The 13528-nt window shown below is 72.8% G+C and carries 13 protein-coding genes and 1 riboswitch; of the genes, 3 read left to right on the top strand and 10 right to left on the bottom strand.

The window, feature by feature from the left end; all coding sequences use genetic code 11:
• The 6 genes from PINTE_RS05620 to PINTE_RS05645 form a co-directional block, all read right to left on the bottom strand.
• Positions 1 to 328, bottom strand: a 328-nt coding sequence (locus PINTE_RS05620; RefSeq protein ID WP_217996509.1) for a hypothetical protein, incomplete at its 3' end; no start/stop codon positions are given.
• A complete protein-coding gene (locus PINTE_RS05625; RefSeq protein WP_157087097.1) occupies positions 325 to 564 on the bottom strand; it encodes a hypothetical protein in 240 nt (79 codons plus the stop codon). The genes PINTE_RS05620 and PINTE_RS05625, both read right to left, overlap by 4 nt.
• 18 nt (positions 565 to 582) lie before the next feature.
• Complete coding sequence (locus PINTE_RS05630; RefSeq protein ID WP_068427407.1) at positions 583 to 1440, bottom strand: energy-coupling factor ABC transporter ATP-binding protein; 858 nt, start codon at positions 1438 to 1440, stop codon at positions 583 to 585.
• Entirely contained in the window at positions 1437 to 2213 is a 777-nt protein-coding gene (cbiQ, locus tag PINTE_RS05635; protein WP_068427358.1) for a cobalt ECF transporter T component CbiQ, read from the bottom strand. Before cbiQ ends, PINTE_RS05630 begins: the two co-directional genes overlap by 4 nt.
• Positions 2214 to 2222: 9 nt before the next feature.
• Positions 2223 to 2558, bottom strand: a complete 336-nt coding sequence (locus tag PINTE_RS05640) for an energy-coupling factor ABC transporter substrate-binding protein (RefSeq protein ID WP_068427359.1) — start codon at positions 2556 to 2558, stop codon at positions 2223 to 2225.
• Entirely contained in the window at positions 2555 to 3265 is a 711-nt protein-coding gene (locus PINTE_RS05645; protein ID WP_068427361.1) for an energy-coupling factor ABC transporter permease, read from the bottom strand. The genes PINTE_RS05640 and PINTE_RS05645 overlap by 4 nt, the downstream gene beginning before the upstream one ends.
• A 31-nt stretch (positions 3266 to 3296) precedes the next feature.
• Positions 3297 to 3425, bottom strand: a riboswitch (cobalamin riboswitch).
• Between the two features lie 59 nt (positions 3426 to 3484).
• Between PINTE_RS05645 and PINTE_RS05650 the strand changes: the two genes are divergently transcribed.
• The 3 genes from PINTE_RS05650 to PINTE_RS05660 all read left to right on the top strand — a co-directional run bounded on the left by PINTE_RS05650 (position 3485) and on the right by PINTE_RS05660 (position 7450).
• Positions 3485 to 4729 carry an ATP-grasp domain-containing protein gene (locus tag PINTE_RS05650; RefSeq protein WP_068427363.1) on the top strand — a complete coding sequence of 415 codons (1245 nt, stop codon included), beginning with the start codon at positions 3485 to 3487 and terminating at the stop codon, positions 4727 to 4729.
• Positions 4726 to 5445 (top strand): transporter substrate-binding domain-containing protein, encoded by a 720-nt coding sequence (locus PINTE_RS05655; protein WP_068427368.1) that lies wholly within the window; start codon positions 4726 to 4728, stop codon positions 5443 to 5445. The genes PINTE_RS05650 and PINTE_RS05655 overlap by 4 nt, the downstream gene beginning before the upstream one ends.
• 85 nt (positions 5446 to 5530) lie before the next feature.
• Positions 5531 to 7450: an alpha-amylase family protein gene (locus PINTE_RS05660; protein ID WP_084343283.1), complete on the top strand. Its 1920-nt coding sequence runs from the start codon at positions 5531 to 5533 to the stop codon at positions 7448 to 7450.
• A 220-nt stretch (positions 7451 to 7670) separates the two neighbouring features.
• On the opposite strand, the gene PINTE_RS05665 is transcribed toward PINTE_RS05660, so the two are convergent.
• The 4 genes from PINTE_RS05665 to PINTE_RS05680 all read right to left on the bottom strand — a co-directional run bounded on the left by PINTE_RS05665 (position 7671) and on the right by PINTE_RS05680 (position 13474).
• Complete coding sequence (locus PINTE_RS05665) at positions 7671 to 10385, bottom strand: PEP/pyruvate-binding domain-containing protein (protein WP_068427370.1); 2715 nt, start codon at positions 10383 to 10385, stop codon at positions 7671 to 7673.
• Complete coding sequence (locus PINTE_RS05670; protein ID WP_068427371.1) at positions 10382 to 10714, bottom strand: AbrB/MazE/SpoVT family DNA-binding domain-containing protein; 333 nt, start codon at positions 10712 to 10714, stop codon at positions 10382 to 10384. Before PINTE_RS05670 ends, PINTE_RS05665 begins: the two co-directional genes overlap by 4 nt.
• Before the next feature lie 205 nt (positions 10715 to 10919).
• On the bottom strand, positions 10920 to 11693 hold the full coding sequence (locus PINTE_RS05675; RefSeq protein WP_068427373.1) for an HAD family hydrolase: 774 nt from the start codon (positions 11691 to 11693) through the stop codon (positions 10920 to 10922).
• On the bottom strand, positions 11690 to 13474 hold the full coding sequence (locus PINTE_RS05680; protein ID WP_068427409.1) for a proline--tRNA ligase: 1785 nt from the start codon (positions 13472 to 13474) through the stop codon (positions 11690 to 11692). The genes PINTE_RS05675 and PINTE_RS05680 overlap by 4 nt, the downstream gene beginning before the upstream one ends.
• Positions 13475 to 13528 lie beyond the last annotated feature (54 nt).

Genomic DNA, 13528 nt, shown 5'->3' on the forward strand with positions numbered 1-13528 from the left:
CCTGCTCGGGATCGAGCCGCACCCGGAGCCCGAGCGCGCGGCCCGCGATCTGCGGCGCGAGGAGCCGCGCGACGAGCCCCAGGTGCGCGACGGACGCCGCGACCCGATGCGGCGTCGGGCGACCGGGCGCCCCCGGGCGGACCGGGCGGCGCTGCGCCAAGGATTCCCGCACAGCCTCGACCCGCGCCTCGAACACCTCCGGCCGGTGCAGCAGCACGCTCAGCGGCGACCAGCCCGGCTCCGGTCTCTCGTCGGCGCCGTGGGTCTCGATCGCGACGAACGGCCCCAGCCGCCCCAGCGCCGCTGCCCCCGACAGCTCTCCGCTCACGACGACGCCTTGGCCACCCGCTGCGATCCGCGCAACACACGTGCCGATGCGCGACCCGGGAAGTCACCGAATTCCGCGCCCGGCCGCTCGTGCAGCCAGCGGCGCAGGGCCTCCTCGAGCTGCTCCTCATCCATGTCAGCGCGCTCACGCCGCAAGCGCGAACGCATCATCTGCTCCCCCAGCTCGAACATGTCCAGAGCGGTCCGTAACCGCTCTGCCGGGGTGCTGGCTGACATCTTCCGCAGCCTATCCACTCAGCCCACGTGCCCTGAGCCCCTGACCGGGCGGGCCGGCGCGGCGAGCCGCGCGGCGATGCCGTCGAGGTCGCGCAGCGGGGGCAGGTCGGGGTCGTGCGCCAACCCGAGACGGGCGGCCAGCTCGAGCACCCACGGCCGGCGCAGCCGCGCCCGCGCGACGAGTTCGTCGTCGCGCAGCAGCTGCCCCGGATCGCCCTGGCGCACGACGCCGTCGACGACGATCGCGGCCGACTCCGCCCAGGCGAGGGCGAAGTCGACGTCGTGGGTGGCGAGCACGACCGTCGTGTCGGCCTCCTCGAGGCGGGCCAGCGCGGCGACCATGTCGTCGACCCCGGCCGGGTCGAGGCCCGCCGTCGGCTCGTCGAGCAGCAGCACGCAGGGCCGCATCGCGAACGCCCCGGCGATCGCCACCCGCTTGCGCTGCCCGAACGAGAGCCGGTGCACCGGCCGGTCGGCGAGGTCGGCGATGTCGAGCAGCTCCAGCGACTCGGCCACCCGCGCCGCCACCTCGGCCTCCGGCAGCCCGAGGTTCATCGGCCCGAACGAGACGTCACGCGCGACATCGGCGCTGAACAGCTGGTCGTCCGGGTCCTGCAGCACGAGCTGCACGGCCTGCCGGTGGGTCTTCAGCCCGTCGCGTTTGTAGGAGACGGGTCGCTCGTCGAGCAGCACCTGCCCGCCGGTCGGCCGCAGCGACCCGGCGAGGGCGAGCAGCAGCGTCGTCTTGCCCGAGCCGTTGGCGCCGAGCAGCGCGACCCGGCGGCCACCGGCGACGTCGAGGTCCGCGCCGCACAGCACGTCGCGCTCGCCGTAGCCGGCCCGCAGGCCGCGGGCGCGCAGGCTGAGGTGACTCACGCCGACCACCCCGCGACCCCGGTGCCGCTCAGCAGCAGCGTGAGGGCCACGACCCCGGCGAGCACCGCCGCGCTCGCGGCGAGAAAACGCGCCGAGGCGTGCCGCGGCGGGTCGAGGGTGCGCATCGCGTCACTGTAGCCGCGGCCGGCCAGCCCGTCTTCCAGGCGGGCGGCCTGCTGCCAGGCGCGCATCATGACCGCCCCGACCGCCATGGCGGCCGACCGCATCGCCGACCGCCGGTCGGCGTACCCGAGCCGCTGCTCCTGCGCCCGGTGGATCGCTTGCACCGACTCCAGCAGCGCGAACAGCATCCGGTAGATCAACGCCGCCACCTCGATGCACGCGTCCGGCACCCGGGCCCGGCGCAGCGCGGCGAGCAGGTCGACCATCGGGGTCGTCGTGGCGAGCACGAACAGCCCCAGCGTGCCCGCCACCGCGTGCCCTAGGACCGAGCCGGCGGCCGCGACCGACTCGGCGTTCATGCCGAGCCGCGGGCCGCCCTCCCAGGTGAGGGTGAGCGCCACCGAGGCCGCGCCGACGACGATGAAGACCGCCGGCCCGGACAGGCAGCGGGCCAGCAGCCGCGGGTGCACCCGCGCGGGCCCGAGCAGGGTGACGAGCGCGACGATCGCGACGACGACGCTGCCCGGCCACGCCGGGAGCACGAGCGCCGCCGCGATGAGCCCGCCCGCCAGCACGGCCTTGTCGCGCACTGCGCGCAGCCGCCACGGACTGTCCCACGCGGAGTTGTCGAGTGCCAGGCCCCGGCTCATGCGCGCGTCTCAGCCCGCCCGGCTCGACGGCGAGGGTTCGCGCGCGACGGGCGGTTCGGCCTCCCGGCGCCGACGGCCGTGCAGGCGCCCGATGCAGTACCCGAGCACCACCCCGCCGAGCCCGGCCTGCAGGGCGAACAGGCCCGACTCCAGCTCGGCCGAGCCGGGCTCGAAGAACGGCTGGAACCAGGGCTGGTGCCCCTCGTCCTCGATGACCTGGGAGACCGTCGCGTCGGTGCCGGCGAACTCCCCGTCTCCGGACTGGCGGCCCAGCAGGAACGAGACAGCGACGACCGCGACGAGCGCGACGACGAGCAGCACGTCGATCCACCAGCGGCGCTTCATCGCACGTCACCGCCTGTCGTCGACTCGGCGGCAGCGGCGGCCGGGCGCGGCGCGCCGGGCACCGGCAGCCCGAGACGGGCCAACTCCGGGGCGGCCACGCCGGTGAGCAGGCGCCATACGAGCACCCCGAGGATGCCCTCGGCGATCGCCAGCGGAATCTGGGTGACGGCGAAGATCGACAGGAACTTCGTGGCCGCGCCGGCGAAGCCGCCGACCGGGTCGGGGTGCGCGAGCGCCAGCTGTAGAGAGGTCGTCACGTACGTCGACAGGTCGGCCAGCATCATCGCCGCGAAGATCGCAACGAGCGGCGTGCGGCGCAGCAGCGTCCAGGCCGCGAAGCCCACCCACGGGCCGACGATGCCCATGCTGAACACGTTGGCGCCCAGCGTCGTCAACCCGCCGTGCGCCAGCAGCAGCGCCTGGAACAACAGCACGATCGTGCACAAGAAGGCCATGACCGGTGGTCTGAACAGCACCGCCCCCAGGCCCGTGCCCGTGGGGTGGCTGGAACTGCCGGAGACCGACGGCAGCTTGATCGCCGACAGCACGAACGTGAACGCCCCCGCGGCGCCGAGCAGCAGCCGCGACTGCGGATCCTCGCGCACGAGCTTGACGACGCGACGGGCCCCGTGGACGACGAACGGTGCGGCGGCGACGGTCCACGCCGCGGCGTGCAGCGGCGGGAGGAAACCTTCGGCGATGTGCATGCGACCTCCTTGGGGATCACGCGTCCCCGACTGGTGCGAGATGCCCGTGACGCGGGTCTGACTCGGCCCTGACGGGCCTCACAGTGGCGCGACCGCCCCGGATTCTCACCGGGTTCCGCCGCCGCGGGCAGTAATGACGAGCAGGAGTATCGCACGCTGACCCCAGCGGTGTCTGCTAGAACCGGACTGCGCCCGTTCCCGCAGCCAGGAGGCCGTGTCATGACCAGCACCCGCCATCACCTCATCGGTCTCCTGCTCGGCGCGGAGAACGACTGGCCGCGGGCGTTCGAGGCGATCCTCGGCCTCGTCGGGCCGCTGACCCTCGACGGCGGCCGCCACGAGATCACCAGCGAGCGGCTCAAGATCCGCCCGTTCGACCTGCGCGACCCGGTGCGCCCCGGCCTGGTCATCGACCGGCTCGCATACTGGTACTACCACCCGCGGGAGTGGTTGAAGAAGGCCGCGCTGATGAACGACACGTACCTGCTCAACAGCCCGTTCACCTTCCAGTCGATGGAGAAGCACAGCGCGTACTGCGCGATGCTGCGGCTCGGGCTCAAGGTGCCGCGCACGATCCTCGTGCCGTACAAGAACCCGGTCGACAACGTGCGCTGGGCCTACACCTCCAGCCACTACAACCTGCCGTTCGACCTCGACGCGATCGCCGACGAGCTGGGCTACCCGATGTACATGAAGCCGTTCGACGGCGGCGGCTGGCGCGGGGTCTCCCGCATCAACACCAACGACGACCTGCACAGCGCGTACGACTCCTCCGGCCAGATGCTCATGCACCTGCAGGCCACCGTCGACTACGACGTGTTCGCGCGGGCCCTGTCGATCGGCCCGGAGACGATGGTCATGGAGTACCGGCCGGACCGGCCGATGCACGACCGGTACGCGGTCTCCCACAACTTCCTCTCGGCCAAGGCCGGGCACGAGTGCTACGCGATCAACCGGATCGTCAACGCGTTTTTCGCGTGGGAGTTCAACTCCGCGGAGATGCTCGTCGCCGGCGACGAGGTGTACCCCATCGACTACGCCAACGCCTGCCCCGACGTCGCGATCACGAGCTTGCACTACTACTTCCCGTGGGCGATGACGGCGCTGGTGCGCTGGTCGGCGTACTGCGTCGCCAACGACCGCAAGGGCCAGATCGACCTGCGCACGAAGAAGTACTTCGCGATCGCCGACGACCCGGACCGCTCCTACGAGAACAAGATCGAGGCCTACCTCGCCCTGGCCGACGCCCACTTCGAGAACGACCGCTACTGGGAGTGGTGCGACAAGCACCTGGCGCACCTGCCGGAGGCGGTGCACGACTGGTTCGCCGGCCCCGACTTCGACCGGATCCTGCGCGAGACGGTCCGAGCGACCTTCCCGCCGCACGAGCACGACCAGTTCATCGCGCACTACCGCGGCCTCATCGCCGCGTGGGTCAAGGACAACGCGATGACGGCGTCATGAGCGACCTCACGCAGGTGCGTGCCGAACTGGCCCCGACCGGGGTGCTGCGCGCACACATCAACCTCGGCAACCCCGTGCTCACCCACGGCACCCCCGACGACCCCGGCGGCGTCACCGTCGACCTCGCCACCGAGGCGGCGGCCCGCCTCGACGTGCCGGTCGAGTTCACCTGCGTGCAAGCGGCGCGGCACTCGTTCGAGGCGCTCGTGGAGCACCGGGCCGACATCGCCTTCCTCGCGGTCGAGCCGGCTCGGGCGGCGCAGGTCGCGTTCACCGCCCCCTACGTGCTCATCGAGGGCGTGTACGTCGTGGCGACCGGCTCCCCCATCCACTCCGTCGGCGACGCCGACCGCGAGGGCGTGCGCATCGGGGTCAAGGAGGGCTCGGCGTACGACCTGTTCCTCACCCGCACGCTGACCCTGGCGCAGCTCGTGCGGGGCGCCGAGGGCGTCGACGTCTATCTCGAGCAGGGCCTGGAGGCCGGAGCCGGGGTGCGCCAGCCGGCGACCCGGTGGGTCGACGCGCACCCCGGGCACCGCGTCGTGCCGGAGCGGTTCCAGGAGATCGCGCAGGCCGTCGCCACCCGCCCTGACCTGTCCGAGCCGACGGCGGCGTGGGTGCGCGACCTCGTCGAGGAACTCAAGGCGAGCGGGTTCGTCGCCGACTCCCTGGCCCGCGCGGGGCAGGCCGACGCGACGGTGGCGCCACCCGGCTGAGAAGCGGCTAAACCGTGCGCACCAGGCCCGGAGGTCGGGTGGCCCCACGCCCCACTGGCGGGCGGCCGTGCAGAAAGATGGGGTCATGGCCATCCCCGAGAACGCGCGCACCGCTGCCGCCGACATCCTGAGCCCGCTCCCTGCGGACACCCAAGAGATCTTCCTGCTGCGCCTGGAGCGGTGGTGGCCCGACGTCATCAGCGGCCTCACCGACCTGTACACGACCGAGCAGGTCGAGCAGACCGCGATCCGCCTCGTCGAGATGGCCGCGCGCGCCTACGTCGAGCGCGACCCCGAGCTGCGCACCCTCGACCTGCGCCGGCAGCTGCGCCAGGACTGGCTGCAGCTGCCGAGCATGGTCGGCTACGCCGGCTACACCGAGCGGTTCGCCGGCGACCTGCCCGGCATCGCGAACCGGCTCGACTACCTCGGCGAGCTCGGCGTCTCCTACCTGCACCTCATGCCGCTGCTGACCCCTCGAGAGGGAGACAGCGACGGCGGCTACGCGGTGGCCGACTACCGCACGGTGCGCCCCGACCTCGGCACGATGGCCGACCTGAGCGCCCTGACGAAGACCCTGCGGGGGCGCGGCATCAGCCTCGTCATGGACCTCGTGCTCAACCACGTGGCCGCCGAGCACGAGTGGGCCCGGCGGGCCCGCGCCGGTGAGCAGCACTACCGCGACTACTTCTACATCTACCCCGACCGCACGATGCCCGACGCCTACGAGCGCACGCTGCCGGAGATCTTCCCCGACTTCGCGCCCGGCTCGTTCACGTGGAACGACGACCTCGACGGCTGGGTGTGGACGACGTTCAACGAGTGGCAGTGGGACGTCAACTGGTCGAACCCGAACGTGCTCGTCGAGTACGCCGACATCATCCTGTTCCTCGCCAACCACGGCGTCGAGGTGCTGCGGCTCGACGCGATCGCGTTCATGTGGAAGCGGATGGGCACGATCTGCCAGGGCCAGCCCGAGGTGCACTCGATCACCGAGGTGCTGCGCGCGCTGAACCGACTGGCCTGCCCGACGGTGGCCTTCAAGGCCGAGGCGATCGTCGCGCCGAGCGAGCTCGTGCAGTACCTGGGCACGTCGCGGTTCACCGGCAAGGTCAGCCACCTCGCCTACCACAACAGCCTCATGGTGCAGATCTGGTCGATGCTGGCGACCAAGGAGGTCGGGCTCGCCTCGCATGCGCTGGCGAACCTGCCGGTGGCGCCGTCGACGTCGACGTGGATCACCTACCACCGCTGCCACGACGACATCGGCTGGGCGATTTCCGACGAGGACGCGGCGGCCGTGGGCCTCAACGGCTTCGACCACAGGTTCTTCCTGTCCGACTGGTACTCCGGGGTGTTCCCCGACTCCCCGGCGCAGGGCCTGGTGTTCCAGGAGAACCCGGCCACCCGCGACCGGCGGATCAGCGGCACCGCCGCGAGCCTGCTCGGCATCTCGCCCGGAGACAGTGCCGCCGACGCCGAGGGGCCGCTCGCGCAGCTGCGGCTGGCGCACGCGCTGATCATGGGCTGGGGCGGGCTGCCGGTCATCTGGTCCGGCGACGAGCTGGCGATGACGAACGACCCGGACTGGGCGAAGACTCCCGGCCACGAGGAGGACAACAGGTGGGCGCACCGGCCCGCCCTCGACGAGGCCCGGGTGGCGCAGCGCAAGGACCCGACGACGGTGGCCGGCAAGGCGTTCAGCGACCTGCAGCACATCATCGCGACCCGCAAGCGGCTGGCGCACCTGCACGCGAGCGTGCCCGTGCACATCGGCGAGGTCGACGACCCGGGCGTGCTCGTCACCGTGCGCGAGCACCCGATCGGCACGTTCGTCGGCCTGTACAACGTGACGCCGGAATGGCGCAGCTGGCCGTGGTGGCGCCTGCACCAGTACGGCCTCGCCGACTCCGTCGAGCAGCTCTCCGGGGAGCCCGTGCACCGCGGCGGCGACGGCCACGTGTGGATCCCGCCCTACGGCGTCTACTGGCTCACCAACCGCTGACCCCACGCCCCCGCCCCCACGCCCCCGACTCAACGTCCCCAGCTCAACGTCCCTGAAAACTGCGTGTCGCGGTCGGAACTGCTGTTCGTGTCGCAGTTCTCACCGTGACACGCAGTTTTCACGGTCGTTCTGGGGCGGTCGGGCGCGCTAGGTCGCGGGCGGCCGCGGTCGCTGCCGGTCGCGGTCGCGGGCGGCCGCTGTCACTGCCGGTCGCGGTCGGTCAGGGTCGTTCCGGCGGGAGGAGTTCGACGGTGCCGCGGGCGCCGTCGACTCGCACTCGGTCTCCGGTGCGCAGGCGGGCCGTGGCGTCGCCGCAGCCGACGACGGCGGGCACCCCGAGCTCGCGGGCGACGATCGCGGCGTGGCTCAGCGGCGCGCCGAGGTCGGTGACGATGGCGGCGGCTCGCGGGAACACCGGCGTCCAGCCGATGTTCGTCAGCTGGGTGACCAGCACCTCTCCGGGCAGCAGCCGCGCCTGGTCGTCGAGCCGGTCGAGGCGACGCACCACGCCCTCGACGACCCCGAGCGCACCGGGCACGCCGGTGATGACCGCCGCCTCCGGCTGCGCAGTGGGCTGAGACTCCGGCGTGGGCTGCCCGTCGGCACCGAGACCGGGAGCCACAAAGACGTCTGTGCGACGAGCCGGGTCGGCGGCCCAGGCGAACGGGTCGATCGGGCCGACGATGAACCCGGGCAGCGGAGGCAGCGACCGCGATCGCTCGTAGGCCGCCCGCCGGGCGCCGAGATCGACGCGCGGCTCGGCGCCGCCGAGGGCGGCGAACAACTCGTCCGCGGTCAGCAAGAAGACGTCGTCGCCGAGGCCGAGCAGGTCCCCGGCGCGTAGGGCGAAGGCGCGTTCGACGCCAGTCCAGCGCACCGCCTCCGAGCGGACCGACTCGCGGGTGGCCGCCGCCCGGGCCCGTCGCCGCAGCCGCCGCTGCAGACCCCGGGCCGCGCGGGGATGGTCGCGGCGGAGTCGGGCCAGCGCCTCGTCGTAGGCCCGCTGCCGGTCTACCGCAGGCGCGCCCACCGAGCTCGCCGGCGGGCTGCTCAGGGACTCGTCGAGCCAGCCCGGATCCTCGCTGGGGCGCGGCCACGCGAGCTCGACCTCGTCGTAGCCGCGGTGCCCGAACCGCTCGAGGTACTCCGCGCGGGTCATCCGCCCCGCCTGCACCTCCGCCAGGCCGAGCGCCGGCCCCAGGCTCGCCAGCCCACCACCGGCCAACCCGCCGAGATTGCCGGCGAGCGCCGCAGCGTCGTCCGGCCCGACGAGCGCGGACAGCTCGGTCTCCACGTCAGCCTGGTCCTGCCCGGTGGCGGCGATGACCGCCCAGAAGGCGCGCAGCGATCCGGGGCGCAGCTCGGTCTCCCACTCGGTGAGCAGCCGCCCTGGCGTGGCGCAGGCGGCGATGCGTTCGCGGGCGCGGCGGCAGCGGTCGGGGGTGGTCGCGAGGAACGCGCGGATGTCCCGCTTGTGCCGGGTCAGTGTGACAACGGTGCCGAGGAGGCGGGTGCCCTCGGTCTTCCAGTCGGCTGTGCTCACCGGCAGGGTCGGGATGGGAATGCCGTTCGGGAGGCGGCCCCACACCGGCTCCAGCGTCGCGTACGCCGCGCGCGGGTCGGCGGCGACCTTCGGGCCCCGGGCACTGATCTGCACAGAGATGTTTGCGTAAGGACGACCTCCGATGTACCCGGCCATCTGGCGACCCTTGACCTTGATCGAGGGGCCGCCGTGGTCCTGCAGGTAGGTCTTCAGCGAGATCGTCAGCGGCGTCTGCGGCTCGGGATTGGCCTCGGTGAGGTTCGTCGCCGACCACAGGCAGGCACCGGCCAGCGAGTCGTTGCGCTCGGCGGTGCGCGGATTCCGGCCGGTCATCGTCGTCACCGGCCGTGCCTGCAGGATCCACACGCGCGTGCCGGTCGCGGCCCACTCGATGTCCTGCACCGCGCCGTCGAAGGTGTTCTCGACGGCGTGCGCCTCCGCGTGCAGTCGCCGCGCGGCGGGCCGCAGCCCGTCGGGCCCCCGGTAGCGCCCGTCGGGCCGGTCGAACGTGAACTCCGGCGCGTCGACATCACCCGCTACGAGCGATTCAGCCACGCCCGCAACGACATTGCCGACCATCGTGCGGAGGTCACCGGTCAGGGGGTTGGCCGTGAACAGCACCCCGGCGTGCTCGGCTTCGATCATCCGCTGCACGACGACCGCCGCCTTTGGTGCCTGATGTGCGCGCTTGTCGGTCTCTCCGGAACCCGTCGCGCCGGCCGGGTTGGTCGCGCCGGTCGGGCCGTCGGGACAGCTCACGACGGACGCGTCGCCGCACGACTCGCCGACCGCCGCGACGTAGGCGCCGACCCGCGCCGCGTGCCGCGACCGATGCACCCGCACGACGGCGGCGGCCACCTCGTCGGCCGGCACGCGCAACTCCGTCTCGAAGGCCCCGGCGTAGGAGGCAGTGGCCGAGTCCTCGACGAGACCCGAGGAGCGCACCGCGAACGTCGCGGCCGCGTACCGCCGCGTCAGCTTCCTCAGTTCAGCATCGACCTCGCGGCCGGCCTCCTCGCTGAGCGCATCACCGGAGGCACCACCGAAGGCCCGGGCGAGCACGACGAACCCGTCGGGCACCGGATGGCCGGCCTGCCGCAGCCGGGCCAGCGAGCGCCCCTTGCCGCCCGCCTGCTCCGCCTCCTGCGGAGGCAGTGTCAGCAGCGGGTAGACCGCCCGCCCCGGCCGGGCGAACGAGACGCGGCGCAGCCACCGCGCCAGTGCGTACCCGAGACCGGTGCCGACGAACCAGCCGAGCGTCCCGACGAGGAGGGCGGCCGGGACGAGCACCGGCCACGGCCACCCGGCGTGCAGGACGAACGGCACCGCGACAATCGGCGCGAACACCTGCGCCAACACCGACGGCAGCAGGCGCCGGCCCCGCTCGGTCACGGTTCTCGCCGACGCTTCGGCGTCGCGGCCTCCGAGGGATCCGAGGGGCGCGAGGCATCCGAGGCGCCCGCAGCCCCCGAAGCACCGGAGCCGCCCCGCGGGCCGCCGTCGGCGAGCAGCGCCTCGAGCCCGGGCGACTGCGCGATGACCACGTCGGCCTTGCCGAGCGCCACGCCGAACCGCAGATCGCCGAAGACGAGCAGCTTGTCGCCGACCTCGATGCCGAGGTCGCGGCGCGCCTCGGCCGGAATGACGACCTGCCCCCGCTCACTGACCGTCACCGCCCCGTAGAACCGGCGGTTCGGGTCGTTCGGGTGCCGATGCTCCATGACTCCACCATCTCCATCGCGCACACGATTCGTCTTACTTACAAGACAAGTCTTGCACGGTCGACAGGCGCGCTCGACGGGAATCCCGGATCACGCGGGCACACACGGGAGCCCGAGACGACGCAGCGCCCCCTCGCAGCGCCACGGGGGGCTTCGATCCGCCCCGGGCGGCGACTGCCGCGTCACCGGGAGGCGGCGCGCGCGCTCACCGCCGCGACGCCCAGGTATCCAGGATGCTCAGGATGTCGATGAGTTCGTGCGCGACGGCGTCGGGCACGGCGTCGATCTCGACGAGCTGGTCGAGCGGAATGTCGCTGTGCGGCACGAGGATCGCGCGCATGCCGGCCTCGTGACCGCCGTGGATGTCCTCGAACGCGCGGTCGCCGACGTAGACGCACCGCGCCGCGGGCACCCCGACGCGCCGGGCCGCCTCCGCGAAGATCTGCGGGTGCGGTTTGGTGTGCGCGATCTCGCTGGAGTACACGTCACCGTCGATGAACCCGAGTACGCCGTCGCGCTCGAAGACCCCGCGGTGATACTCCCGGCTCCACAGCGTGTTCGACAGCACCCCGATCCGCAGCCCGCGCGAGCGCAGCCCCTCGAACAGCGGCCGCACCTGCGGGTGCGTGATCGTGTGCGGCACCCAGAACTCCCGGTACGCGGCGAGCCCCGCGGCCACGCGCGGGGAGACGGGGTCGAGCCCGACCGCCGCCAGCACCTCCGGGAGCGCGCCACTGCGGTGCCCCTCCCCGCGGGCCCGCGCCCACAGGTGCGCCTCGGCCTCCAGGAGCCGGGTCGCGAGCCCGGGCCGCGCCTCCTGCGGCGCGCCGGACCCGGCCGCGAACGCCTCCCACTGCGCGAGGTGGTCGATCGTGTGCCACGGAGTCAGCGTGCCGCCCCAGTCGAAGATCACCGCCTCCACCGGGGACGACCCTCCCGCCGAGCCGCCCGCATCGCCCGCAGGTCCGGCCGCACTCACGCGCCGCGCACCTCGCGGGCGACCTCCTCGACCGCGTCGGCCACCGGCACGTTGCGGCGCTCGCCGCTGCGGCGGTCCTTGATCTCGACGACCCCGTCGGCCAGGCCGCGGCCGACGACGACGATCGTGGGCACCCCGATGATCTCGGCGTCCTTGAACTTCACGCCGGGGCTCACCTTGGGCCGGTCGTCGTAGAGCACGTCGAGCCCGGCGGCGGTCAGCTCGTCGGCGAGCCGGCCCGCCTCCTCGAAGACCGAGGCGTCCTTGCCGGTGGCCATGACGTGCACGTCGTAGGGCGCGACCTCCCGCGGCCACACCAGCCCCGCCTCGTCGTGGTTCTCCTCGGCGATCGCGGCGACCGCCCGAGACACGCCGATGCCGTAGGAGCCCATCGTCACCGTGACGAGCTTGCCGTGCTCGTCGAGCACCTGCAGCCCCAGGGCCTGCGCGTATTTGCGCCCGAGCTGGAAGATGTGGCCCATCTCGATGCCGCGGGCCGTACGCAGGGGCCCCGCACCGTCGGGGCTCGGGTCGCCGTCGCGCACCTCGGCGGCGTGGATGATGCCGTCGGCCTCGAAGTCGCGCCCGTACACGAGATAGGCGACGTGCACGCCCGGCTTGTTCGCGCCGGTCACCCACGCGGAGCCGCGGGCGATCGTCGGGTCGAGCAGAAACCGCAGCCGCCGCGCGTCGTCGTCGGCCAGGCCCGGGTTGGGGCCCATGACCGCGGGCCCGATGTAGCCCTTGACGAGCATCGAGTGCGCCTCGAAGTCGGTCTCGGTGAAGTCCTCGACGACGGCCGGCGACACCTGCGCCTCGAGGCGCTTGAGGTCGACCTGCCGGTCGCCGGGCAGGCCGACGATGAGCGGCTCGCGGGCGCCGTCGGGCTGGCGCAGCATGACGACGACGTTCTTCAGCGTGTCGGCCGCCGTCCACGCCCGGCCGTCCTCGCGCGGGTGGGCGGAGTTCATGACGTCGACGAGCGTCTCGATCGTCGGGGTGTTCGGCGTGTCCAGCTCGACGGCCTGCGGCGTCGTCGCGACGACGTCGTCGGGCACGTCGGGCGCCTGCGGCACCTGCACCGCCTCCACGTTGGCGGCGTACCCGCTGGCGTCGCACGTGACGAACGTGTCTTCGCCGTTCGGGGAGATCGCGAGGAACTCCTCGGAGGCCGAACCACCCATCGCCCCCGACGTCGCCTGCACGATGACGTAGTCGAACCCGAGCCGGTCGAAGATCTTGATGTACGCCGCGCGGTGCCGCTGGTAGGACGCCTCGAGCCCGGCGTCGTCGACGTCGAAGGAGTACGAGTCCTTCATGATGAACTCGCGCCCGCGCAGCAGCCCGGCCCGCGGACGCGCCTCGTCGCGGTACTTGATCTGCATCTGGTAGAGCGCCAGCGGCAGGTCTTTGTACGAGGAGTACATGTCCTTGACGACGAGCGTGAACATCTCCTCGTGCGTGGGGCCCAGCAGCATGTCGTTGCCGCGCCGGTCCTGGAGGCGGAACAGGTTGTCGCCGTAGTCGGTCCAGCGCCCCGAGGCCTCGTAGGGCTCGCGCGGCAGCAACGCCGGGAAGCGCACCTCCTGGGCGCCCATCGCGTCCATCTCCTCGCGGACGATGGTCTCGACCTTGGTGAGCACCCGCAGCCCCAGCGGCAGCCACGAGTAGATGCCGGGGGCGGCACGGCGCACGTAGCCGGCGCGCACGAGCAGCTTGTGGCCGGGCAGCTCCGCGTCGGCCGGGTCCTCTCGCAGGGTGCGCAGGAACAGGGCGGACATGCGGGTGACGGACACGTGTGCTCCTCGTCGGTCGCGGGCGATTCGCCAGCCAGA

It is taken from the genome of Piscicoccus intestinalis NBRC 104926 (assembly GCF_001515525.1).
GTDB lineage: Bacteria > Actinomycetota > Actinomycetes > Actinomycetales > Dermatophilaceae > Kineosphaera > Kineosphaera intestinalis.

Excerpts from the sequence above, each read along its gene's own strand:
- PINTE_RS05670 (WP_068427371.1), bottom strand. The coding sequence starts at position 10,714 with ATGGAGCATCGGCACCCGAACGACCCGAACCGCCGGTTCTACGGGGCG.
- PINTE_RS05645 (WP_068427361.1), bottom strand. The coding sequence starts at position 3,265 with ATGCACATCGCCGAAGGTTTCCTCCCGCCGCTGCACGCCGCGGCGTGG.
- cbiQ (WP_068427358.1), bottom strand. The coding sequence starts at position 2,213 with ATGAGCCGGGGCCTGGCACTCGACAACTCCGCGTGGGACAGTCCGTGG.
- PINTE_RS05640 (WP_068427359.1), bottom strand. The coding sequence starts at position 2,558 with ATGAAGCGCCGCTGGTGGATCGACGTGCTGCTCGTCGTCGCGCTCGTC.
- PINTE_RS05660 (WP_084343283.1), top strand. The coding sequence starts at position 5,531 with ATGGCCATCCCCGAGAACGCGCGCACCGCTGCCGCCGACATCCTGAGC.
- PINTE_RS05625 (WP_157087097.1), bottom strand. The coding sequence starts at position 564 with ATGTCAGCCAGCACCCCGGCAGAGCGGTTACGGACCGCTCTGGACATG.
- PINTE_RS05650 (WP_068427363.1), top strand. The coding sequence starts at position 3,485 with ATGACCAGCACCCGCCATCACCTCATCGGTCTCCTGCTCGGCGCGGAG.
- PINTE_RS05655 (WP_068427368.1), top strand. The coding sequence starts at position 4,726 with ATGAGCGACCTCACGCAGGTGCGTGCCGAACTGGCCCCGACCGGGGTG.
- PINTE_RS05680 (WP_068427409.1), bottom strand. The coding sequence starts at position 13,474 with ATGTCCGCCCTGTTCCTGCGCACCCTGCGAGAGGACCCGGCCGACGCG.